General features: G+C 69.4%; 20 protein-coding genes. 9 read left to right on the plus strand and 11 right to left on the minus strand.

Translation table 11 applies throughout. The features are described 5' to 3' along the window. Nucleotides 1-57: 57 nt before the first annotated feature. The 4 genes from FFS56_RS08760 to FFS56_RS08775 form a co-directional block, all read right to left on the minus strand. Nucleotides 58-984: a serine hydrolase gene (locus FFS56_RS08760; RefSeq protein ID WP_127012451.1), complete on the minus strand. Its 927-nt coding sequence runs from the start codon at nucleotides 982-984 to the stop codon at nucleotides 58-60. Then, nucleotides 981-2,369 (minus strand): serine hydrolase domain-containing protein, encoded by a 1,389-nt coding sequence (locus FFS56_RS08765; RefSeq protein ID WP_127012450.1) that lies wholly within the window; start codon nucleotides 2,367-2,369, stop codon nucleotides 981-983. Before FFS56_RS08765 ends, FFS56_RS08760 begins: the two co-directional genes overlap by 4 nt. 142 nt (nucleotides 2,370-2,511) lie before the next feature. Further along, on the minus strand, nucleotides 2,512-3,858 hold the full coding sequence (locus tag FFS56_RS08770; RefSeq protein WP_127012449.1) for a serine hydrolase domain-containing protein: 1,347 nt from the start codon (nucleotides 3,856-3,858) through the stop codon (nucleotides 2,512-2,514). Continuing rightward, nucleotides 3,855-5,342, minus strand: coding sequence for an amidohydrolase family protein (locus FFS56_RS08775; protein ID WP_127012448.1), 1,488 nt, complete (start codon nucleotides 5,340-5,342; stop codon nucleotides 3,855-3,857). Before FFS56_RS08775 ends, FFS56_RS08770 begins: the two co-directional genes overlap by 4 nt. A 180-nt stretch (nucleotides 5,343-5,522) precedes the next feature. Between FFS56_RS08775 and FFS56_RS08780 the strand changes: the two genes are divergently transcribed. The 5 genes from FFS56_RS08780 to FFS56_RS08800 all read left to right on the plus strand — a co-directional run bounded on the left by FFS56_RS08780 (nucleotide 5,523) and on the right by FFS56_RS08800 (nucleotide 11,536). Continuing rightward, nucleotides 5,523-6,536, plus strand: a complete 1,014-nt coding sequence (locus FFS56_RS08780) for a LacI family DNA-binding transcriptional regulator (protein WP_046749709.1) — start codon at nucleotides 5,523-5,525, stop codon at nucleotides 6,534-6,536. 262 nt (nucleotides 6,537-6,798) lie between these two features. Continuing rightward, nucleotides 6,799-8,319 carry a multiple monosaccharide ABC transporter ATP-binding protein gene (gene mmsA / locus FFS56_RS08785; protein ID WP_227751071.1) on the plus strand — a complete coding sequence of 507 codons (1,521 nt, stop codon included), beginning with the start codon at nucleotides 6,799-6,801 and terminating at the stop codon, nucleotides 8,317-8,319. After that, nucleotides 8,316-9,686, plus strand: a complete 1,371-nt coding sequence (mmsB, locus tag FFS56_RS08790; protein WP_058632413.1) for a multiple monosaccharide ABC transporter permease — start codon at nucleotides 8,316-8,318, stop codon at nucleotides 9,684-9,686. Before mmsA ends, mmsB begins: the two co-directional genes overlap by 4 nt. Before the next feature lie 62 nt (nucleotides 9,687-9,748). After that, nucleotides 9,749-10,864: a sugar-binding protein gene (locus FFS56_RS08795; protein ID WP_046749706.1), complete on the plus strand. Its 1,116-nt coding sequence runs from the start codon at nucleotides 9,749-9,751 to the stop codon at nucleotides 10,862-10,864. A 123-nt stretch (nucleotides 10,865-10,987) separates the two neighbouring features. Continuing rightward, nucleotides 10,988-11,536, plus strand: coding sequence for a GNAT family N-acetyltransferase (locus FFS56_RS08800; RefSeq protein ID WP_127012447.1), 549 nt, complete (start codon nucleotides 10,988-10,990; stop codon nucleotides 11,534-11,536). 52 nt (nucleotides 11,537-11,588) lie between these two features. On the opposite strand, the gene FFS56_RS08805 is transcribed toward FFS56_RS08800, so the two are convergent. Continuing rightward, the gene (locus tag FFS56_RS08805) at nucleotides 11,589-13,076 is read right to left on the minus strand and encodes an HNH endonuclease signature motif containing protein (protein ID WP_127012446.1); all 1,488 of its coding nucleotides are present in this window, start codon (nucleotides 13,074-13,076) and stop codon (nucleotides 11,589-11,591) included. 60 nt (nucleotides 13,077-13,136) lie between these two features. After that, nucleotides 13,137-13,994 (minus strand): MurR/RpiR family transcriptional regulator, encoded by an 858-nt coding sequence (locus FFS56_RS08810; protein ID WP_127012445.1) that lies wholly within the window; start codon nucleotides 13,992-13,994, stop codon nucleotides 13,137-13,139. A 125-nt stretch (nucleotides 13,995-14,119) separates the two neighbouring features. On the opposite strand from FFS56_RS08810, the gene FFS56_RS08815 reads away from it, so the two are divergent. Genes FFS56_RS08815 through FFS56_RS08825 form a run of 3 tightly spaced genes read left to right on the plus strand, consistent with a single transcriptional unit; the run spans nucleotide 14,120 to nucleotide 16,643 of the window. Beyond that, entirely contained in the window at nucleotides 14,120-15,016 is an 897-nt protein-coding gene (locus FFS56_RS08815; protein WP_127012444.1) for a BadF/BadG/BcrA/BcrD ATPase family protein, read from the plus strand. Continuing rightward, entirely contained in the window at nucleotides 15,006-15,941 is a 936-nt protein-coding gene (gene murQ / locus FFS56_RS08820) for an N-acetylmuramic acid 6-phosphate etherase (RefSeq protein ID WP_127012443.1), read from the plus strand. The genes FFS56_RS08815 and murQ overlap by 11 nt, the downstream gene beginning before the upstream one ends. Before the next feature lie 36 nt (nucleotides 15,942-15,977). Next, nucleotides 15,978-16,643 (plus strand): SDR family oxidoreductase, encoded by a 666-nt coding sequence (locus FFS56_RS08825; protein ID WP_127012442.1) that lies wholly within the window; start codon nucleotides 15,978-15,980, stop codon nucleotides 16,641-16,643. Between the two features lie 105 nt (nucleotides 16,644-16,748). On the opposite strand, the gene FFS56_RS08830 is transcribed toward FFS56_RS08825, so the two are convergent. After that, on the minus strand, nucleotides 16,749-18,734 hold the full coding sequence (locus tag FFS56_RS08830; protein WP_127012441.1) for a primary-amine oxidase: 1,986 nt from the start codon (nucleotides 18,732-18,734) through the stop codon (nucleotides 16,749-16,751). A gap of 112 nt (nucleotides 18,735-18,846) precedes the next feature. Then, nucleotides 18,847-19,431 (minus strand): TetR/AcrR family transcriptional regulator, encoded by a 585-nt coding sequence (locus FFS56_RS08835; RefSeq protein WP_046749700.1) that lies wholly within the window; start codon nucleotides 19,429-19,431, stop codon nucleotides 18,847-18,849. An 81-nt stretch (nucleotides 19,432-19,512) separates the two neighbouring features. Between FFS56_RS08835 and FFS56_RS08840 the strand changes: the two genes are divergently transcribed. Continuing rightward, entirely contained in the window at nucleotides 19,513-20,064 is a 552-nt protein-coding gene (locus tag FFS56_RS08840) for a hypothetical protein (RefSeq protein ID WP_127012440.1), read from the plus strand. 9 nt (nucleotides 20,065-20,073) lie between these two features. Here the strand turns inward: FFS56_RS08840 and FFS56_RS08845 are convergent, their stop codons facing one another. The 3 genes from FFS56_RS08845 to FFS56_RS08855 all read right to left on the minus strand — a co-directional run. After that, nucleotides 20,074-21,291 (minus strand): multidrug effflux MFS transporter, encoded by a 1,218-nt coding sequence (locus FFS56_RS08845; protein ID WP_233437309.1) that lies wholly within the window; start codon nucleotides 21,289-21,291, stop codon nucleotides 20,074-20,076. Next, on the minus strand, nucleotides 21,288-22,271 hold the full coding sequence (locus FFS56_RS08850; protein WP_127012439.1) for an alpha/beta hydrolase: 984 nt from the start codon (nucleotides 22,269-22,271) through the stop codon (nucleotides 21,288-21,290). The genes FFS56_RS08845 and FFS56_RS08850 overlap by 4 nt, the downstream gene beginning before the upstream one ends. Next, on the minus strand, nucleotides 22,268-23,243 hold a 976-nt coding region (locus tag FFS56_RS08855), incomplete at its 5' end, for an alpha/beta hydrolase (protein ID WP_249352964.1). The genes FFS56_RS08855 and FFS56_RS08850, both read right to left, overlap by 4 nt.

Genomic DNA, 23,243 nt, shown 5'->3' on the forward strand with positions numbered 1-23,243 from the left:
CTCCAGCAGTGTTCGGGATGGTGCAGGTGGGTGGTGCAGGGGGATACGGGTCGGGGATCAGCGCGCGCGCAGGTCTTCGACGGCGGCGAAGGCGGCGCGTCCGATCGAGGCGTCCACGAGCGGCTGTCGGTCGCTCAGCGATGCTGCTCGAGTGAACACGGCCACCGCGTACTGACGGCCGTCGGGGTAGGTGACCACACCGGCTTCGTTGCGCCAGGTCGGGAGTGTGCCGGTCTTCGCGGCGATGCGCACCTCGGCAGGGAACCCGGAGGTGAGTCGGTGCGGCCAGATCTGCAGTGCCATGATGTCGCGCGCCTGACGACAGGCCTCCGGTGCGGCGGCGGCGTCGGTCCACAGCGCGTTCAGCACGGCGGTCACCTCGCGCGGCGTGGAGTGCGACGTCCGCAGCGGCTGCACGGCGTCGAGGGCGAGGATCTGCTCCGCGCTCGCTCCGGTCAACAGGTCGTCCAGGTCGCTGTCGGCCGCGCCGCCGAGGTCGGCGACCACCGAGGCGAACAGGTCTTCGCAGCATCCCACGAGCTGGGTCTGCCGCAGCGCGAGTTCGGAGATGACGCGATCGATGGCCTCTGCGCCCAGGCGGTGGTAGATGACGTCGGTCGCCGCGTTGTCGCTCATGGTCATCATGTTCAGGGCCAGATCGCGCCAGCTCATCTCCACGTCGTCCGCGAAGCCGGCCGTGCCCACCCCTCCGATGCGGTAGCGCGCCGTCACGGTCGTGCGCGCCGCGGGGTCGAGCTCTCCCGCGGCGACCGCGCGGACGAAAGCGGTCAGCACCAGGATCTTGAAGACCGAGGCGAGCACCACCGGCTCATCGGCGCCAACGGTCACCTCAGGACCGCCCTCGACACCGATCTCCCTGGCGTGGAGGAAGCCCGTGGCTCCTGCATCTGCGAAGATCTCGGCGATCCGTCGTTCGACGCCCGTCGTGTCCGTTTCCGGTACGGCGGCCGCGATGCTGCTCATGCGTCCACCCGGCGGTCGGCTCGTCCGGTGTGCAGGTACAGAGCACGTCCGCTGCCGTCGTCGCCGACGAAGGCGTGCGGCATGCGCATCCCGTTCTGTGCTTCGCGGGGGAGCAGGGTGTCGCCGGCCCAGCCGATCAGCTCGACGGGCTCCGGTGCCGGCCCCAGTTCGGCGAAGATCCCCTTCATGGTGCGTTCCAGCCAGATGCGGCCATCGTCGTCGACCCGCACGGTGGAGTCGGAGACCGACGACGAGTACGTGCCGAGGATCCGCTCGAGGTCGATCGCGACCGGGGAGTCGGGGATCGACGGCAGCTCCGGGACCGTGACCCCGGCGAGGGCGGCCAGCACCTTCGACGTGATGGCATGGTACGCATCGACCGTGCGTCCGCCGTTCGTGAGCACCGCCACCGCGACTCCCGCGCCCGGCACCATGCGCAGGAATGCGTTCTGGCCGATCGTGCCGCCGTCGTGGCCGATCACGGGTCCGCCGTCCCAGTAGAAGATCTCCCAGCCCAGACCCCAGGCGTCGCCCATCAGTCCGAGTTCGGGCAGGTCGACCTGCCGTTCCTGCATGGCCAGCACGCTCTGCTCCGAGAGCACCCTTGTGCCGTCGGCGGCGACGCCGCCGTCCAGATGCATGCGGGCGTAGGTCACCAGGTCTCGCGCCGTCATGGCGAGCATCGATCCCGCGGGGGCGTTCGAGCGCACCAGGCTCCACACCGGCGCCGGCACGGGCTCGTCGCTGCCCTCCGCGGGGATGTGCCCGAGCGCCGCGCGGAACATGATCGCCTCCGCGGCCGTGGTGGCGACGTGAGTGAGCCCCAGGGGAGCGGCGAGGTGGGTACGCAGCGCCTGATCGTAGGACGTGCCGCGCAGCACTTCGACGATGCGGCCGAGCACCACGAACGCGGCGTTGTTGTACGAGAACCGCTCGCCGGGAGCGAAGAGCTGCGGGGCGTCGGCGATCGTCGCGAGGTACTTCTCCACCGCGTCGTCGCCCACTCCGGTGTCGTTGAACAGGTCGCCCTCGAACCCGCTCACGTGGCTCAGCAGCTGACGAGGGGTGATCGCGCTCGCCGCCGTGTCGTCGCCGATCGTGAACTCCGGTACCACCTCGCGCACCGGGGCGTCGAGGTCGAGCAGACCCTCGTCGACGAGCTGCATGATCAGCGTGGCCGTCCAGGTCTTCGTGATGGACCCGATCTGGAAGACCGAGTCCTCGTCGGCTTCGACGCCGGTGTTGCGATTGAGGATCCCGGCTGCGGTGGTGAAGATCTCGCCACCGGCCAGGATCGCGACGGATGCGGCAGGGATATGCGCGTCGGCCAGCATCGTGGGAAGGTTCTCCCGCACCCAGCTGCCGATTTCGTTCAGGTCGGACACGTGCGCTCCTCTTCGTCGAGTAGGCCGTCGTCTTCGGGCGACGGCGATGGGGCCGAGACTATTCGGGCGATCCGACGCCTCGTTGGTTCCCGGCGACGAGACTTGCGCAGACCTTGGTGCGGCCGGACGAACGTTCCCCGAGTCAGCGCCGCCGCACGGCGCGCAGGCCCACATGGAGCAGTTCGGGGCCGCCTTCCGTCTCGTCGAGGAGACGACCGACGGGCTGGGCAGCATCCGTGATCAGGGCGCCGTCGGCACGCACACGCAGTCGCAGGGGCGGCCGCGGAGGGATGCCGAGCGCGGCGATGTCCGCGCGCAGCACCATCGCGAACTCGAGAGCATCACCCGCGCGGGTCACGTCGTAGTGCCACTGCCCGGCGTCGTAGATGCCCACCACGTCGTCGAGCCTGTCCGCGGGGCCGAGCTCGACCGTCTCCGGCGCCTTCTCGATGCCGCGAAGGTTGCGGAAGCACCAGTCGACGACGGCCGTCCCCAGCGCTTTCCCGCCACCGCTGTTGGTCAGGACCGTGACCGCGAGGTCTTCGTCGGGGGCGAGGACGAACTCGCTGAGCTGCGTGTCGGCGATGTTCCCTCCGTGCATCACGACCCGCGCCGAACCGTGATGGCCGAGCAGCCACGGCAGACCGATCGCATCGACGGGCGGGCCGGCCGCGAGGTGGGGCTGCTGCATCAGGAGTCGCGTGGCGTCGCTGACCGGCGTCGTTCCCGAGGACTCGCCGCGCATCTGGAAGCGGGCGTATGCGAGCTGATCGCGTACGGACGACACGATCCCGCCCTCCGGTGCGATGTCACGGGTCAGCGGCCAGTGCGGGAACGTCGTCGCCGCTCCTGACCCGTCGGGGACGTGACCCACCGCGTGCGGGCGGGCGATCACATCCCAGGGGAAGAAGAACGTCTCCGACATGACCAGTGGATCGAACACGACGCGCTGCACGGCACGTTCGAACGTCTCGCCGGTGACCCGCTCGATCACACGGCCGAGCAGCCGGATTCCCGCGTTGCTGTACGAAGCGATGGTGCCGGGAGGGAAGAGCTGCGGGAGCTCGGCGAAGGTCGCGACGTTGCGGGCGAGGGCATCGTCGTCCCACCCGGGGCGCTCATCCGCATCGCCGAGGAAGCCGCCGGAGTGGGTGAGGAGATGCCGGATGCGCAGCTCAGCCAGCGCCTCCTCGTCGGCGAGCCGGAGGCCGGGGAGCACCTCGACCACGCGGGTGTCGAGGTCGATGGCCCCGGTCTCGACCAGATGCATCGCGACCGTCCCGCTGAAGGTCTTCGAGGTGGAGCCGATCTGGAACAGGGTGCGCTCCGTCACGGCTGCGCCCGTGTCGACCGCCGCGACACCGGTCGTCGAGACGATCTCCCTGTCCCCGTCGATCACCCCGACGACCGCACCAGGCACGTTCAGGGCAGCGGCCGTCTCATCGAGGAACCCCTGCAGGTCTGCGCTCGTCCCCTGTGCTGTGCTCATGATGCATCCCCCCGTACGGCGCGCCCCGGAAGCGCAGCGGTCACGAGCTCTCCTTCGTGCACGACGCGAGTGCCGTGCACGAACAGCTCCCGTACGCCCTGCGACGGTCGGGTCGGATCGGCGTAGGTCGCCCTGTCGCTCAGCGTCGTCGGGTCGATCACCACCACGTCCGCATCCGCTCCGACGGTCAGGTGCCCCTTGCTCCGCATCCCGGACGAGACCTCGTCCAGCACGCGGGCGGGCAGGAAGGAGCAGCGGCGGAAGGCGTCGAGCCAGCTCCACGTGCCGCTCTCGAGCACCATGAGCCGGAGCGACTTGGCGAACGTGCCGGCGGTGCGCGGATGCGTGTGCCCACCGGGAGGGAGCGGCCAGTCGCGCTGCTCGTACAGCGTGCGGCCGTCGATCCCCGTCCAGGAGACCGGCATCGCGTCGCTCGCCACGATCGCGTCGGGGTAGGCGAGTGCGCGGTGCAGGTGCGCGCGGTCGAACGGATCGGCCTCGTCGAGGAACGTCACGATGCAGGTCGCTCCGGGGTCGGTCGCCCGCACCTCCCGCAGCCGGGCTTCGTCGGCGATGCGCTCGCCGGTGTCCACGAGCACCAGCGAGCTCGGGGTGATGCCCAGGCCCGGGAGCTTCTCGGGGGCGAGGAAGAACGCGCCGATCGCGGTGCTGCCCGCGCCGTAGGGGTAGGCCTCGACCGTGACGCGGGACCCGGCGGCGCGGCTGCGGTCGATCAGCCCCAGCACGCGGTCCACGTGCCGCAGCGAGGTGCTGTTCACATGGCAGTGGTGCATCGCGGCACCCGTCTCGGCGGCGGCGCGGACGAGCTCCTCAGAGCCGTCGATCGGAGTGCGGGGGTCGGCTTCGATCAGCTCTCGCACATGCGTGAAGGTCGGAGCGTGCGCGGCGGCGGCGAGGCGAGAGAGGTCGAGGAACTCGTCCGGATCGGAGCGCGGCGCGTACCCCATGAGCACGCCGATGCCGAGGGCACCGGCCCCCAGCTCGTCCTCCAACAACCCCAGCCAGCGGCGGCGCTCCGCGGGGGAGGACGAGCGCTGCCACTCCGGCTTGCCGAGCAGATCCATCGACGCGGTGAAGTCGGCGACGGGCACCCGGTCGAGGTGCGCGTACGCCCGCGCCTGCGACCAGGAGGCCGAGAACCCGTAGTTCAGCGGTCGGCCGTCCGTGGCGGCACGGGCGAGGGCTTCGGCGATGGGCAGGAGTCCGGCTTCGAGGTCGAGTGCCGTGGTGACGCCGTCCATCGCCTGCAGCCGCTGTCCCGCGATGGAGTGCACGTGGCTGTGCAGGTCGACGAACCCCGGCCCGACGATGAGACCGGTGGCGTCAACCACCTCGGCATCGGCCGGAACCGTGAGTCCGTCGCCGAGAGCGGCCACGCGCCCGTCGGCGAGGAGGAGGTCGGTGATCCGGTCGGTCTCCGTCTTCGGGTCGATGACGCGCCCGCCGCGCAGCAGAGTGTCCACGCTGTCACCCTGCCATGCGGGACGGGGGCGATCCGGTGCGGTGCGACGAAACCGGGTGGTGGTTCCGGTGCCGCCGTACAACCCGTTCTGCGTGCCCCGGTCCACGGGGAGGTGCACGGGAAGGCGTCGACAGACATAATGTACTGGGGATGTGACCGTGCACACGCAAGGAGGCAAGTGATGTCCACCGCCTCCGAGCGCGCCCGCCTGCCGAGTATCCGCGACGTCGCCCGCCTCGCCGGTGTCTCGCATCAGACCGTGTCCCGCGTGCTCAACGACCATCCGAGCATCCGGCCGGAGACGAAGGCCAAGGTGCTCGACGCCATCTCGGTCCTCGACTACCGGCCCAATCTCGCCGCGCGCGCTCTGGTCACCAGCAAGTCGAACATGCTGGGGATCCTGTCCGCGACGATCGGCGAGTTCGGACCCACCTCGTCCATCGCCGGCATCGAGGATGCGGCGCGGGAGGAGGGCTATTCGGTCTCGACGCTGAACCTCGCCGACACGACGCCGGAGGCGATCGGCCATGCGGTGCGGCAGCTGTCGCGGGAGCAAGCCGATGGGATCGTGGTGCTCGCCCCCCAGGTGCGGGTCTTCCATGTCCTGCGCGGCATGTCCGTCGACATGCCGTTCGTGACGCTGCAGACGGCGTCCGGATCCGACGGCGTGAGTCTGTCGGCGGACCAGGTGGCCGGTGCGAAGGCGGCAACGGAGCACCTCATCTCCCTCGGACACAGCGACATCCTGCACCTGGCCGGTCCCCAGGACTGGATCGAGGCCGAGTCGCGCATGCGGGGCTATCTCGACGGATTGCGTGAGGCCGATCTGCCCACGTTTCCGCCCATCCGTGGCGACTGGACGGCGGACTTCGGGTATTTCGCGGGCAAGGAGCTCTCGCTTCGACGCGACTTCACGGCGGTGTTCGCCGCGAACGACCTGATGGCCATCGGTCTGATGCACGGGTTCCGGGATTCGGGGGTGCGGGTGCCGCACGACGTGAGTGTCATCGGCTTCGACGACATCCCCGTCGCGGCACACGTCGCTCCGACGTTGAGCACCGTGCACCAGGACTTCCCCGAGCTCGGTCGTCGGGCGGTGCGGATCCTGCTCGCGGAGATCCGCGGCGAGCAGGTGCCGGCCTTCGGTCCGTTGCAGACGATCCTGCGCGCCCGCGAATCCGCCGTCGCCCGCTGACTCGTTCCCTGCGGCGCTGCGCGAAGGCTCGCGAACGGATCGAATCCTTTCGATCCGCGCTGTCGCCCGGGGGCTTGCGATCGCGCGCATCTCGGCAGTGTCACGGTCCGGATTCGAAATGCCGATGCCGACTTGACAGCGGTGCCGACGAAGACGACGATATAGCGATGTGAACGGTCACATCGAAGGTGACCGCACGTCGCGAGGAAGATCCGTGAGCACCACAGCAACGTTGCCTACCGTGTCAGGCCCCATCCTGGAGATGCGCAGCATCACCAAGGAGTTCCCCGGGGTCAAGGCGTTGGCCGACGTCTCCATCACCGTCCGAGCCGGCGAGATCCACGCGATCTGCGGTGAGAACGGCGCCGGGAAGTCGACCCTGATGAAGGTCCTGTCCGGGGTGTACCCCTACGGGACCTACGACGGCGAGATCCTGCTCTACGGAGAGGAGCAGCGGTTCAGGGACATCGCGGCCAGCGAGCAGGCGGGCATCGCGATCATCCACCAGGAGCTCGCCCTCATCCCCGAGCTCTCGGTCACCGAGAACATCTTCCTCGGCAACGAGATCCAGCGCGGAGGCCGCATCGACTGGACGGCCCAGAAGGAGCGGGCCATCGAGCTCCTCGCCCGCGTCGGTCTGAGCGAAGACCCCGACGTGCAGATCAAGACCCTCGGCGTCGGCAAGCAGCAGCTCATCGAGATCGCGAAGGCGCTCAACAAGGACGTCAAGCTCCTGATCCTCGACGAGCCGACCGCCGCGCTCAACGAGAACGACTCGCAGCATCTGCTCGACCTGATCCTCGGGCTGAAGGCCAAGGGCATCGCGTCGATCATGATCAGCCACAAGCTCAACGAGATCGAGCAGATCGCCGACGAGATCACCATCATCCGCGACGGCCGCACGGTCGAGACGCTCGACATCTCGCGCGGAGAGATCAACGAGGACCGCATCATCCGCGGCATGGTCGGTCGTTCCCTCGAGAGCCGCTACCCGGATCGCACCCCCGAGATCGGCGAGGTGTTCTTCGAGGTCAAGGACTGGTGGGTGCAGCACCCGACCGTGCCCGAGCGCATGGTCGTCAAGGGCTCGAACATCAACGTGCGCCGCGGCGAGGTCGTCGGCATCGCCGGTCTCATGGGAGCGGGTCGCACCGAGTTCGCCATGAGCATCTTCGGGCGCTCGTACGGCACCTTCCTCTCCGGAACCCTGATCAAGGACGGCCAGGAGGTCGCCCTGCACGACGTCGCCTCGGCGATCAAGCACGGGCTCGCGTACGTCAGCGAAGACCGCAAGGTGCTCGGACTCAACCTGCTCGACACGATCAAGCGGTCCATCGTCGCGGCGAAGCTCTCCAAGATCGCCCACAACGGCGTCGTCGACTCCCGTGAGGAGTTCTCGGTGGCTGAGCGCTACCGCAAGGCGCTGCGCATCAAGACGCCGTCGGTCGAAGAGGGCGTCGGCAAGCTCTCCGGTGGAAACCAGCAGAAGGTCGTGCTGGCCAAGTGGATGTTCACCGATCCCGACCTGCTGATCCTCGACGAGCCGACCCGCGGCATCGACGTGGGCGCGAAGTACGAGATCTACGCGATCATCAACGAGCTCGCCGCCCAGGGCAAGGGTGTCATCGTCATCTCCAGCGAGCTTCCCGAACTCCTCGGCATCTCCGACCGCATCTACACCGTCTTCGAGGGTCGGGTCACCGACTGCATCCCGGCCGATCAGGCGACACCCGAGGACCTCATGCGCAGCATGACCTCCACGAACCAGAAAGCATCCGCATGACCACCGACACCACCGCAACGAAGCGCGGCTTCCACTTCAAGGACATCACGAAGATGTTCGGGGGAGGGCAGTCGACCCTCCGTCAGTTCGGCATCCTCGGCAGCCTCGTCGTGATCCTGGTCGTCTTCCAGGTGCTGACGTGGATCTTCAAGGGCACCGGCCTGACGCTGTCCTCCGGCAACCTGATCAACGTCGTCAACCAGTACTCGTACATCCTGATCCTGGCCATCGGCATGGTGATGGTCATCATCATGGGTCATATCGACCTCTCCGTCGGATCCGTCGCCGCGTTCACGGGCATCGTCGTGGCCAAGGCCATGGCCGACTGGAACCTCCCCTGGCCGCTGGGCATCCTGCTCGGTCTCGGTGTCGGCGTGCTCGTCGGTGCCTGGCAGGGGTTCTGGGTCGCCTACGTCGGGGTGCCGGCGTTCATCGTGACGCTGGCGGGCATGTTGTTCTTCCGAGGCGCGAACCAGTGGGTCGGCGACTCGCAGTCCGTGCCGGTGCCGCAGGGCTTCAAGGTGATCGGTGCCGGCTACCTGCCCGAGCTGCCGTTCATCCCGGTGCCGTTCAACGTGTTCACGATGCTCCTCGCCCTTCTCGGGGTGGCCTGGATCGTGTTCTGGGAGTTCCGCACGCGTCGCATCCAGCGCAAGATGGGTGCCGACATGGCGCCGGCGTGGGTGAGCGTCACCAAGGTCGTGCTGATCTCCGCCGTGATCCTGATCGCGGGCTGGCTGTTCGCCACCGGGCGCGAGGGCACCAGCTTCCCGATCTCCGGCATCATCCTGCTCGCCCTGGTCATCCTCTACTCGTTCATCACGAACAACACCGTCTTCGGTCGCCACATCTACGCGGTCGGCGGCAACCGGCAGGCTGCGCGCCTGTCGGGTGTGAAGGACCGCTGGGTCGACTTCTTCGTGATGATGAACATGTCGGTGCTGGCGTCGCTGGCCGGCATGATCTACGTCGCCAGGGCGACCGCCTCCGGTCCCCAGGACGGCAACGGCTGGGAGCTGGATGCGATCGCCTCGGTCTTCATCGGTGGCGCGGCCGTCTCCGGCGGGATCGGAACCGTGATCGGCTCGATCATCGGTGGTCTCGTGATGGCCTTCCTCAACAACGGTCTCGCCCTCCTGGGCGCCGGTGCCGACGTGGTGTCGATGATCAAGGGCCTCGTGCTGCTGTTCGCCGTCGGTGTCGACGTCTGGAACAAGCAGCAGGGCCGCCCGTCGATCATCGGATTCCTCACGCGTCGATTCGGCCGCAAGCAGGACCCGGCGACCGACACGTTCGATCCGACCAAGACGAATTACCCCACCAGCCAGAAGTACGAAGCCCCCGCCGTCGAAGAGACGCGCGGATAGTAGGGGCCCAGGCGCGTACCGCACGCGCACCTGGACCTTCACACACCAGAGAAAGAGATCACATGAAGAAGATTCTTCTGTCGGCGACAGCGCTTGTCGTCGCGGGCGCCTTCGCCCTCACCGGCTGCTCCTCGGAGCGCGGTGGCACCGGATCGGGAGCGGGGGAGGAGACCGCCAAGGGCTTCGCCGCCGACGCCACGATCGGTGTCGCCCTTCCGGACAAGACCTCGGAGAACTGGGTTCTCGCCGGTCAGCTGTTCACCGACGGCCTGAAGAAGGCCGGATTCAAGCCGGACGTACAGTACGCACCGGCCAGCAACACGGTCGCCGAGCAGCAGAACCAGATCCAGGCGATGGTCACCGGTGGCGCCAAGGTCATCATCATCGGCGCGAAGGACGGCAAGCAGCTCGCCACCCAGGTCGAGGCCGCCCGTGACGCCGGCGTCACGGTCATCGCGTACGACCGTCTGATCGAGAACACCGAAGCCGTCGACTACTACGTGGCGTTCGACAACTTCAAGGTCGGTCAGCTGCAGGGTCAGGCTCTGCTCGACGGGCTCGCCGAGCGCGCGGGTCACGAGGCTCCGTACAACATCGAGCTGTTCTCGGGCTCGCCCGATGACGCGAACTCGGCCGTGTTCTTCAACGGTGCGATGGACGTGCTGCAGCCGAAGATCGATGACGGCACGCTGAAGGTCGTCTCCGGTCAGACCGAGATCGCCCAGACGGCGACCGAGGGCTGGAAGGCGGAGAACGCTCAGCGCCGCATGGACTCGCTCCTGACGTCGACGTACAGCTCCGAGACGCTCGACGGCGTCCTGTCCCCGAACGACACCCTCGCTCGCGCCATCATCACCTCGGTGCAGGGTGCGGGCAAGCCGGTCCCGGTGGTCACGGGTCAGGACTCCGAGGTCGAGTCGGTGAAGTCGATCATGGAGGGCGTCCAGTACTCCACGATCAACAAGGACACCACGCTCCTCGTCGAGCAGTCGATCAAGATGGTCGGCCAGCTCCAGAAGGGCGAAGAGGTCGACGTCAACGACACCGAGCAGTACGACAACGGCGTGAAGGTCGTTCCGGCCTACCTGCTCGACCCGATCATCGTCACCAAGGAGAACGCGGCAGAGGCCTACGCCAACGTCCCGAGCCTCCTCGAGATCGTGAAGTCGTACCAGTAAGACACATCGCTCCGCGACGCTCGTCGTCGCGGAACACGAGCCGTCCGGACCCTCGGGTCCGGGCGGCTCGTTCGCGTTTCGAGGGTACTCGCGTCGGGTGGCTCCGATGATTACGGTGAAGGTGTGAAGCTCGCTCTGCGTCCGATGATCCCCGCCGATGCGGAGACGTTCGCGTCGTGGGCCGAGGATCCGGTGTTCCGCGCACACGCGGGGTGGAGCCAGGACATGACGGTCGATCGAGTCGCCTCGTGGTGGCGCGAGATCATCGAACACCCCGACCCCCGCCTGGTGCGGCTCGCGGCCGTAGACGAGGTGGGCGAGCTGATCGGTCATGTCGACCTTCACGACACGGATGGCCTGCACGATGCGGAGGGAGGACCTCGAGAACTCGGGTTCCTGATCGGGCCCTCTCGTCGGTGGAGACACGGATGGGGTACGGCGGCCGCCCTCGCCGGCCTCGATCACGGATTCACGCAGCTGGGACTGTCGTCGATCTGGGCTGAGGCGGTGGAGGCGAACATCGGTTCCGTCCGCGTGCTTCGCCGGATCGGGATGACGGAAACGGGCCACGGCACTTCGGAGAGCTTTCTCGGCGCCGATTCGCGGTACCTGCGGTTCCACTTGTCACGGGCCGATTGGGAACGCGGCAGTCCGTTCAGGTCGGCATTCTGATCAGAAGCGTGCTCCTGAGGCGTGCTCCAGAGGCGTGCTCCTGCGAGGTGTCTCAGAAGCGCGGGCGAACTGTGTCTGGCGGTGGCTCGTCCGGTGCCGGCTCGTCTGGCGGTGACTCGTCGGTGAACACCACCGTGTTCTGGGGCGGTGGGCGGTCGATGTACTCGCGCCCGGTCGGGCTCGTCCATTCCAAGACGCCACCGTGGCGCTGCTCGACATTCCAGGGGGAATGGTGTTTGAGCATGTGATGTCGTCGGCAGAACGCGGAGAGGTTCGATTCGCAGGTGGCACCGCCGCTCGCGGCCGCATGATTGTGGTCGAGGTCGCACTTTCGGGCGACGATCCCGCACCCGGGGAACCGGCAGCGTTGATCTCGCGCTCGAAGGTGTCGTCGCAGCCGCGCGTTCGGTCGGTAGCGATCCACCGCGAGCATCTCGCCGGAGATCGGATGCGTGAGCACCCGATCCCACCCGGAGGCGAGACCGGCGAGTGCTCGAGCAGTCGCCGTGTCGATCGGAACCACACCGTCGAGCTCGGCCGGCGGCGGCACACCGTCGAGCTCGGCCGGCGGCGGCACGGAACCTGCTCGCGGCGGCACGGAACCGGGCACGAACGGGAGCCCCTGTCGTGTGGCATCGTCGCGGCCCATCAGCGTCATCACCGGAACCGTGACCTCGACGCGGGCCTCGATCTCTCCGAGCAGGCCGTCGGCGGTGTCGTGTCCGGTGGGCGTTCCGGTCAGCACGAGGTCGGTCAGCAGGTCAGTGCGCAACTGATCGACCGTACGCGCCTCGCGGTCGTGCTCCTCGGTGGTGCTCACATCAGCGGTGCTCACATCAGCGGTGCCTTCATCAGCGGTGCGTTCATCAGCGGTGCCTTGATCAACAACGGCGCTCTGCTGCTTCACCGCATGAGCCATCTGCGAGAGCCGATCGAACATACCGTGCACGAGCACGGCGGGAGCCTGGACGCCGAGCTCGGCCATGCCGTCATCGAGGTCGCGCACCCAGACCCGACGCTTCTCCCGCGCATCGAGGTGCCTCTCGGTGAGCGTGCGCTCCTGGAACCGCTCCGCGAGCCGGCGGGCCAGCCTGCGCAGCCGGTTGGGGGATTCGCCCGCGGCCAGTTCCACCGCCTCGTCAGCGAACGCCTGTCGATCCGCCGCGTGCTCGAGGTGCGCGCCCGCATCGACGATGACGCGCGAATGCGCCGCGCTGATGCGCCCCTCGCCCTGGGCCCACCACACGGCCGGGAAGCGTTCGACCAGCCAGGAGGCGTCGGCCATCCGCCGTTCCACCGTGCGGTCGCTCACGCGCTGTGCGGCCCCGATCTCGGCGGCCACGGCGCGGATTGCCATGTCTCCCCGGTCGGGGTGCTCCGCGGCGCGGGCGATGTCGACGGCGAGGCGCCCTGCCATCGCCAGCATGCCGTCGCGAGCGGCGTGCATGCTGCTCAGCGTGGCCTCCGCCGCTTCGAGCGACACGACCAGATCGGCGAGCATCGCCATCTGGGTGTCCGTCGCGTCGAGCAGTGCGTTCATGGACTCAGTCCATCATGGGCCACCGACATTCCGACGGCGGCGGCACTCGGGTGAGATCGCTCAGCCGCGAAGCTCTCGGGTCGCCTGGCCGGTGCGCTGCAGCGCGTCGACCGTCTCGGCGTAGCGGCGCTTGGCGACGCCGAGGAACAGGCAGTCCACGAGGGTGAGCTGGGCGATGCGACTCACCATCGCCCCCGCGCGGAAGCTCGACTCGCGCACCTCGGTGAACAGCGCATGGTCGGCCGCGCGGGCGAGCGGAGAGTCCTTGGCGGAGGTGACCGCGATCGTGGTCGCGCCGCTCGCACGCGCGGTCTCCAGGAACCGCACGGTCTCGAGGGTCGAACCCGAGTGCGAGAAGCCGATGGCGACCGTGCCCGCGGTGGGCAGCGCCGACACGGCGACGGCCTCGTGGGGGTCGGCGGGCATGTGGGCGTTGCGTCCGACACGGAGCAGCTTGTGGCTGAGGTCCTCGGCCACGAAGCGGCTGGCACCGAGGCCGTAGAGGAGTATGCGCTCCCCGCGGTCGATCGCGTCGACGGCAGCCTCGAGCACCTCGAAGTCGAGCCGCGCGACGGTCTCCTCGATCGCCAGCAGTTCGAGTGATGCGACCTTCGACACCGCCTCCTGCAGAGTGTCCGACTCCGAGATCTCCGACCCGTAGGCGCCCCGTGCCGAGAACTGGGCGGCCTCCTTGCCGAGTTCGGAGGCCAGGGCCATGCGCAGCGGGGCGTACCCGCTGAAGCCGATCGCCCGGCAGAAGCGCACGACCGACGCGACGGAGGTGCCGCACTCCGCCGCGAGTTCGTTGATGGTGCTGTCGATCACGACGGAGGGGTTCTCACGCACGACGAGGGCGATGCGGGCGAGGGAAGGGGTCAGCGTGGATGCTGCCGCCTCGATCGTCGACTGGATGCTCATGCCGTCCTCCGTCGTGGTGAGTGCGAGGTGCGAGGTGTGAGGTGCGCGGTGTAAATTCTTTTTGCCGAGTCTACTTCCGATGTAGGCTCTTTTCACAGACTTTTTCGCCGATCCGAGGAGGGCCCATGGACGCACGCGTGACGGCATCCGTCGACCTCGGCAAGTCGCGGTGCCGCGTCCTCGTCACCGGTCCCGACCGACGGGTCGAGCGTGACGGCGTCGGAGCGCCCGGACTCGCCGCAGCGGGCGGGGTGAAGAGCGCGCTCGAGGCCATCCTCCCGCTCCTGACGGCAGAAGAGGGTCTGGAGCTGGTCGGGGTGGGTGCGGCCGGCGCATGGCTCGCACCCGATGCTGCGCGGGATCTGGCCTCATCGCTCGCCGCGGCGACCGGAGCGCAGACCACTGTCGCGTCCGACGTGGTCACCGCTCATGCGGGAGCCCTCGACGGCGGCGCCGGCGTGCTCCTCATCGCCGGGACCGGGGCGGCCGCGTTGGGCATCGACGCCGACGGCGCGCGCCTCGTCGACGGCTGGGGCCCTGAGCTCGGCGACCTCGGCAGCGGCTCGTGGCTCGGACGGGAAGCGCTGCGCGCCGTACTGCGCGCGAACGACTCGCTGGGGCCGAGCACGGTCCTCACCGCGGCGATCGCCGATCCGGTCGGTGACGTCGCCGACATCCAGGCGTGGCTGGCGGGCGGCGAGCCCCTTCCGCGGCGCCTCGCGACGCTCGCGCCCCTCGTGCTCGATGCCGCGCAGAACGGCGATGCGGCTGCCTCCGCGATCGTCGACGAGGGCGTCCGTCTGCTCACGGCGACGGCCACCGCCGCTTCCGCGCTCACCGCCGACACCGTCATCCACGGCGGTCTGACCGACCACGTCTGGTTCCGCCCGCAGCTCACGTCGTCCCTGCAGGCAGCCGAGCGTCGGGTCGTGCCCGCGCGCGGCGACGCCCTCGACGGGGCGCTGCTTCTCGCGCGCCGCACCGACCTCCCCCATGAAAGGTTCGTCCACCGTGCCGAATGACGACTCCCGCCTGACCGCCCTCCTCTCCGTGCTGGAGCGCCTCGACACCGAGGCCTCGACGACGGAGCGGGGCGACCTCGACCTGCTCGGCACGGCCGAGCTCGTGCGACGGATGAACGCGGAGGACCGCCGGGTGCCGGAAGCCGTCGCCGAGCGCGCGGAGGAGATCGCGACTGCCGTCGACGGCATCACCGAGCGGTTCCGTCGCGGCGGACGCCTCATCTACATCGGAGCGGGCACCGCGGGCCGCATCGGCGTGCTCGACGCGAGCGAGTGCCCGCCGACGTTCGGCACGGATCCCTCGATGGTGGTCGGTCTGATCGCGGGTGGTGAGACGGCCATCCGCTCCGCCGTCGAGAACGCCGAAGACGACGACGCGGCCGCCGAGGCGTCGCTGCGCGAGCTCGGACTCACCGAGCGCGACACGGTGGTGGGCATCTCGGCCTCCGGCCGTACTCCATACGTCGTCGGCGGCCTGACGTATGCGCGCGGCATCGGCGCGTTCACGGTGGCGATAGCGTCGAACGCCGACTCCGAGATCGGGGCCGCGGCCGAGGTCGCGATCGAGGTCGTCACCGGACCCGAGTTCATCTCCGGGTCCACGCGGCTGAAGTCCGGGACGGCGCAGAAGCTCGTCGTGAACATGCTCACGACGCTGTCGATGATCAACCTCGGCAAGACGTATCGCGGCGTGATGGTCGATCTGCTGGCCACGAACGAGAAGCTGCACGCCCGTTCGATCCGCACGGTGTCGCAGCTGTCCGGCGTCGACACCGAGGGGGCGGCCACGGCGCTGCAGGCGGCGGACGGCTCGGTCAAGCTCGCGCTGCTGATGCTCGCCGCCGATGCGACCGCCGAGGATGCGGCATCCGCTCTCGACGAGGCCGACGGGATCCTTCGCGACGCCATCACCGCGCTCGCCTGATCGGCGCGCTTCCCGCGCGTCCGATACGGTATGCGGATGCCCCTCGCTCTGATCACCGGCGCTGCGCGCGCCGACAGCATCGCCGCCGGAATCGTCCCCCGACTGCGCGCCGCCGGCTGGACCGTCGTCACCAGCGACCTGCGCGATGCCGACCACCCCGCCGACCTCTCCACGGTCGAGGGGCCCGAAGCGCTGATCGCGGAGGTAACGGCGGCTCATGGACCGATCACCGCCCTCATCCTGAGTCACGCGCACGATGTGGAGTCAGGAGTGCTCGACACCACAGCGGAGAGCTTCGATCTGCACGTCGCCGTGAACGCGCGAGCGACCCTGCTGCTGATCGCGGCCTTCGCCCGTCAGGTCGGCGACGACGGGGGAGTGGTCCTGGCGTTGACCAGCGACCACGTGACCGGCAACCTCCCCTACGGCGCGTCGAAGGGGGCGCTCGACCGCCTCGTCATCTCCGCGGCGCGCGAGCTCGGCCCCCGGGGGATCTCCGCGAACGTGCTGAACCCCGGACCCGTCGACACCGGCTGGATGGACGACGAGACGCGCACGGGCCTGGCCGGGATGACCCCGCTCGGACGCCTCGGCCGGCCCGCGGATGTGGCGGCCGTGGTGGAGTTCCTGGTGTCCGACGAGGGTCGCTGGATCTCGGGGCAGCTGCTGAAGTCCGACGGGGCCTTCTCGGCGCAGTACTGACTGACGCCGGGCCCGCGACCTGCGGGCCCGGTGCCTGTGCCGGTACCTGTGCCGGTGCCGGTGCCGGTGCCGGTGCCCTGCAGGCTCGGCTCCGCAGGCGCAGGATCAGTGCCCGCAGGTGCAAGACCCTCCGCCGCAGCAGGCCGATGCCGCACCTCCGTGCGCCTGCGAGGACTCCGGCACGTCCATGGCCGGGTTCTGATCGAGGAACCCTGCGGGCTTGAACCAGAAGCCAGCGTAGTCGACGGGCATGATGGGCCAGTCCTCGGGGCGGGGGAAGTGCGTCAGGCCGAAGGTGTGCCAGAGCACGATGTCCTGTCCGTCGATGTCACGGTCCGCGGCGGCGTACTCCGGCAGTCCGGAGCCGCCCTGATGGGCGTTCGGGTAGCGACCGGCCGGCCAGATCTGCCCCGGCTCGAAGCGCGTCGCCCACAGGTGCTTCGTCGCGAAGGCGGCGCGCGCGGCGACGGAGGACTCCGGGTCGGCCATCAGCAGCGCGGTCGGCTCCGGGATCAGGTGGTACGCCGTGGGTCGGCCGACGTGGTTCGTCCGCGAGGCGCTCTGCACCTCCCAGACCCGCGCCACAGAGGAGTCCGCGTCGCGCTGCGCCTCCGACTCTGTGCGCAGCGGTGTCTCCGACCATGTGAAGGCGTTGCCGAAGGGGTTGTCCTCGCCCATCGGGATGCGCTGGGCATCCACCTCGACGAGCCGGTTGTCCTCGCCGTCGATCGCGACGTCGAGGCGCGCGCAGAACAGGTGCTGGTGGACCGGGGCGAACACGCCGGGCGCGAGTTCGGTCGCATGCCTCTGCCGCACGCCGGGTTCACCCGCACCGGCGAACACGATGCCCGTGGCTTTGGCGACGACCTCGATCGAGCCGTCGAGGCCGAAGTTCCAGTAGAAGCCGTAGTCGTAGTTGCCGATCGTGGAGAAGTACGACACCACGAACCGACGGGAGCGGCGCACGTCGGAGCGACCGGCGAGGTCGGTGTGCTTCCAGAGGATGCCGTAATCCTCCTCGTGCATGCAGATCACGTTCGGGATCCGTACCGGGTGGCCGTGGTCGTCGGCGACGTAGCCGTCGACGTACCGGATCACACCGAGGCAGTCGCAGCCGAGCTCGAGGTGGTTGGCGTTCTTGCCGAGCAGGTATTCGCCGGCGTCGAAGTAGCTGATCCAGAAGCGTCCGGGAGCGGTGTCGCCGTAGGGGACCACCATCTCCGGAACGCTCGCCCTGCTCAGCACGGATCGTCCCTGGAACGTGACGTCGTGCAGCACGAGTCCCTCGCGGGCGTTGAAGTCGACGCGCATCGACCAGCCCTCCCACTCCACGAGCGACCCGGTGACGGAGAAGCTGGGCCCCTCCGGCTGGGTGATCTCGATGGGCTTCAGAGTGGTGCGCGCCTCGCCCTGCACTTCGGGGTAGTAGTTGCCGTGTCCGGCCGGCACGGGCACGTCGCCGTGGTCCTCGACGCGGATCACGCTGTTCGAGGTGAGGTCGATGTGCACGATGAGACCTTCGACCGGGTGCGCCCACGGGGAGTCGTGCTCGTCGTACTTGAGGAACGTCAGCGAGCGGATCACCCGGCGGCCCACCTCGTCGGCACGCCCGGTGTATCCGGGAGCGAGGGGGCCGCAGAAGGCGAGAGCCATGTGCTCCTCGAGCCCCCGACGCTTCATCGCGGCCTGCCATTCCGGCGAGGCCTTCGCGATGCTCTCCGCGCGCTCGTACTCCTCGAACAGATACTGCGGCTGTCCGTAGGGCGGGGCGTCGTTCGGCACCCGGTGCGTGCGCAGCACCTCACGACGGGTGATCGAGACCACGACCTCCGTGGCGATCCCGGTGGCGATGTCGAGCAGTGTCACGTCGACGCGGCGGTCGACGGGGGATCCGGCGGTCCACGTCGCGAGCTCGTCCTTGGTGGGCTCGTCGGGGAGCAGCATCGGCACGCGGGTGGTCGCCGTCATCAGACCAGCGGCGTCGAGCACCTCACGGGCGGCGGCGATCTCGGTTCCGGTGAGGGGATCGTGCGGGTGCGGAGCGGCGATCTTCCCGATCGACACGGGCTGCGGAGCATGGTGGGACATCATCGACCTCACTATTTTCGAGCGACTGCTCAATAAACGGGTTGGCACGATGATAGGGCCGACAGCCCGTCCTTCGCAACGGGGCGTCTTACCGACGAGGCGTGCGGAGGGGGTCTCAGGCGCGCCAGGGGGCGAGCGCGGCGTCGAGCACGGCGAGGTGCGCGGCGGCGGACTGCGGCTCCGTGACCTCGACGATCTGCTGCCCGTAGGTGATGGAGCGCAGCAGCGTCACGATCGTCTCGGTCGGGGTGTCGGTGCGCAGCTCGCCGTCCTCGACCGCCTCGCGCAGCGCGAGCCGGGTGCTCTCCTGCCAGGTGGCGAGGGTGGGTACCGCCGCGTCCGGCGCGGGGGCGAGTGCTGCGAGGCGCCCCCAGAATCCGACCACGACGTGCGCCTCGGTGCGGGTGCGCTCATCGATCGGGAGCACCTCGCGCATGAGTGCGTGGAGGCGGGGGAGGCCGCGAAGTCCTGCCGTGGCCGCGGCGATGCGCTCCTCGGTGCGCCGGGTCACCTCGGTCGCGGCTGCGCGCACGACCTCGTCGAAGCCGTCGAAGTAGTGCCAGAGTGCACCCGTCGCGACGCCCAGCTCCTTTGCGACCGCCCGCGATGACACGCTCTCGTGTCCGTCGCGAGCGGCGACGGCGAGCAGCGCCTCGGCGATCTGCCTGCGGCGCTCATCGTGGTCGACGATGCGGGGCATGACTCCATCCTGGCGCATGGCGTCGAGACCTGCGGCATTGCGGTCTAGCGTTATTGAGCGATTGATCAATATACTGCGGCTGTGGATCACCTCCTCCCCGCAGCACCGTGGCTGATGGCCGCGGCGGCGATCGTCTCGGCCGCCGCTACAGCGGCGCTCTGGCGCGCCGTGCCCTGGCAGGGGCGGCAGGCATCGCTCATCATGGCTGCAGCCATGCTCGCGCTTGCGGCGACCGACGGCCGCAACCCGCTGGTCGGGCTCGTCCTGGGTGCCGTGCTGCTGGTCTCGGCCATGGTGGGCACGATGGGGGTGCGCGGCACGGCGGCGGCGGCGAGCTGCTGTCATCGAGCGCTGGTCTCCCTGGTGATGGCGATGTGCGCGTTCGACGGAGCGGTGGCGGCAGATCCGGTCGGAGGAGGCGCCTCGGCATCCGTGTCGTCCGGTCACGGCGGGCACGGGCTGTCGGGAGTGCTGTCGGTGCTCGTGCTGGTCGGAGTCGTCGGGGTCGTGCTGTGGACGGTCGTCGCGGAGTGGTTCGTCGCTCCCGTGCATCGAGGTCGCACGGCGCGTCTGCTCACCGTCGAGTCGTGGGCGATGGCTGCCGGCGTCGCTGTCATGTGCCTCGGATTCTGAGCGGAGCTCTCAGACGACCGCGGCCGGGCGCACGAACGCCCACGCGGCGACCGCGGCGACGGCCGCAGCCACGGTCATCGTCACCGCCATCGTGACCGCGTTCGTGCCGCCGACTCCCGCGGCGATCGGCGCGAGCACGGGGCCGAACAGGAACGTCGACATGCCGAGCAGGGCAGAGGCGGTGCCCGCTCGTGCTCCGTGGTGGGCGAGCGCGAGGGTCTGCCCGTTGGGGCCACCCAGCCCCGAGCACAGCATGAAGCCGATCAACGCGGCGACGATGCCCGTGACGCCGACACCGGAGAGGGCGAGCGCCAGGAATGCGGTCGTCGCGACCAGCGTGGCCGAGATGCCGCCGAGGTACACGCGCAGCGGGCCCCATCTGCCGACCACGAGACGGCTGAGCTGGCTGCCGGCGATGCTGGCCAGCGCTCCGGCCGCGAAAGCGAGGCTGAACGACTGCGGGCTCAGGCCGAATTCGTCCTGCAGCACGAACGACGACATCGACAGGTAGGTGAAGAAGGCGACACCGCCTCCTGCTGCGGCGCACAGCACGGCCACGAACAGACGATCGCGGACGACGGCCCCGGCATGGAGTCCGAGCGTGCGCAGACCTCCGCCGTGACGGGCGGTGGCAGGCAGGGTCTCCGGCAGGGCGAGCACGACGACCAGGAGCAGCACGACACCCACCGCGCTGAGCACGCCGAAGATGCCTCGCCAATCCATGATCAGTGCGAGTTGACCGCCGACCACGGGTGCGACGATCGGCGCGGTGCCCGAGACCAGGAACAACAGCGACAGCATGCGCGACAGCTCGACGCCCTCGAACTGGTCGCGGGCGATCGCGAGGCAGATCACGATGCCGGCCGACCCCGCGAGACCCTGCAGGAAGCGGACCACCAGCAGGACCTCGATCGTCGGGGCGAGAGCACACAGGAGGGAGAGCACGGCGAAGGTCGAGACGCCCACCATGAGCGGGAGCCTCCTGCCGAGACGATCGCTGAGCGGCCCGGCGACGAGCTGGCCGAGGCCGAGGCCGATCATGCACGCCGACATCGTCGCCTGAGCGAGCGCCCCGGTGGTGTCGAGGGACGCGGCGAGCTGCGGCAGCTGGGGCAGATACAGATCCATCGACAGCGGACCGAACGCCTCCAGCATGCCGAGCACGAGCATGGCCCGCAGCGTTCCCATCCGCGGGCGCGGGGTCGGTCCGGACGAGGTGATGCTCATCCGTCCAGGCGCAGGGTGCGCCGCAGCCAGCTGTCGCGAGCGGCGACGGCCGCCCGTGAGACCTCCGCTTCGGGGGAGAAGCCGGAGAACCCGTGATAGCCGCCGGCCCAGACGTGCAGCTCCGCGCGGCCTCCCGTCGCCCAGATGCGCAGGGCGTAGTCGACCGCCTCGTCTCGGAACGTCTCGGCCGCTCCGACCTCGATGAACGCGGGCGCGAGGCCGGACAGGTCGTCGGCGCGCGCGGGCGAGGTGTACGGGGAGACCCGGTCCGTGCCGCGGTCGGATCCGGTGATGGCGTTCCAGGCCGTGTCGTTGTTGTGGCGATCCCAGGCGCCGAACCCGTCATACTGGCGATTGGAGACGGTGTCGTTGCGGTCGTCGAGCATCGGGCAGCCGAGCAGCTGTCCTGCCAGGCGTGGGCCGCCGCGGTCGCGTGTCATCAGGGCGACGGCAGCGGAGAGCCCGCCGCCCGCGCTCATGCCGGAGGCGATGATGCGGTCCGGGTCGATGCCGAGTTCGTCGGCGTGCGCGGCCATCCACTCCAATGCCGCGTAGCAGTCCTCCGCCTGTGCGGGACCGGGATGCTCGGGGGCGAGGCGGTACTCGACGGCGACGCCGATCACGCCGTGGCGTTCCGCGAGGTCGATGAGCTCGCCCGTGCCGAAGAACCGGGTGCCGAGGACCATGCCGCCGCCGTGGATCGACAGCACGGCCGGCGCCGGTGCATACGCGGGTGCGGTCGGGCGGACGATCGTGACCTCGATGTCGGGTGCGCCGTCGGGGCCCGGGATGGTCCGGTCCTCCCAGGTGACCGCCCGCCCGGCGGCCTGTGTCGCCATGGGCGGGATGATGGTCGCGAAGTGGTCGCGGTTGGCGTGGATCATCTCGGCGCGCAGCGGGATCACCTCGACGAGGTCGACGAACGCGGTCAGCCCCGGGACGAGCGCGGGGTCGTACGGCACCGGCGCGGGGGCGGTCATCGGGCTTCCAGCCAGATCCGGCGCAGCCAGGAGGCGCGGGTGGCGAGGGCCGCGCGCGAGATCTCGGCATCCGGCATGTACATGTCGAAGCCGTGCGCGCCACCGCCCCACACGTGCAACTCCGCCTGACCGCCGGTGGCCCAGATGCGCAGGGCGTACTCGGTGTCCTCGTCGCGGAAGGCCTCCGCCTCGCCGACCTCGATGAAGGCGGGTGGGAGGGAGGCGAGGTCGGTCGCACGGCTCGGAGCGGCGTACGCCGGGGCTTCCGGGCTGAAGGCGAGGTCGTCGCCGAGCACGCACGACCAGGCGAGCAGGTTCATCTCCCGCTGCCAGGTGCCGATGCCGTCGTACTGGCGGCTCGCGACACTGGTGTTCGTGTTGTCGATCATCGGGCACAGCAGCAGCTGCCCTGCCATGACCGGTCCGCGCCGGTCGCGGGCCATCAGCGCGACGGCCGCCGTGAGGCCACCACCGGCGCTGCCGCCTCCGACCACGATGCGATCGGGGTCGATCCCGAGGTCGGCGGCGTGGGCGTGCACCCAGAGGAAGGCGGCGTAGCAGTCTTCGACTCCGGCCGGGAAAGGGTCCTCCGGCGCGAGACGGTACTCGACGTTCACTGCGACGACGTGGTGCTCGGCGACGATGTCGACCACGCGGCCGGTCTCCCAGGAGCGGTGTCCGACGATCATGCCCCCACCGTGGATGTTCACGAAGCCGGGGAGCACCTCGTGCGCGGTGCCGACGGGACGGAACACAGTGATCTCGATGTCAGGGGCGCCGGCGGGGCCGGGGATGATCCGGTCCTCCCACTCGATCGCACGTCCGGCGATCACGGCGTCGTTGTCGGGGAACATGCGGTCGGTGCCCTCGCGCGGGAGGGTGTCGCGGGTCAGCGCCGGCTGCGGGTTCCTGTCGAGCTCATCGAGCACGGCCTGCACCTCGGGGTCGAACGGCACGGGGGTGAGGGTGGGG

It is taken from the genome of Microbacterium sp. Beta (genome assembly GCF_005502545.1).
GTDB classification, from domain to species: Bacteria; Actinomycetota; Actinomycetes; order Actinomycetales; family Microbacteriaceae; genus Microbacterium; species Microbacterium oxydans.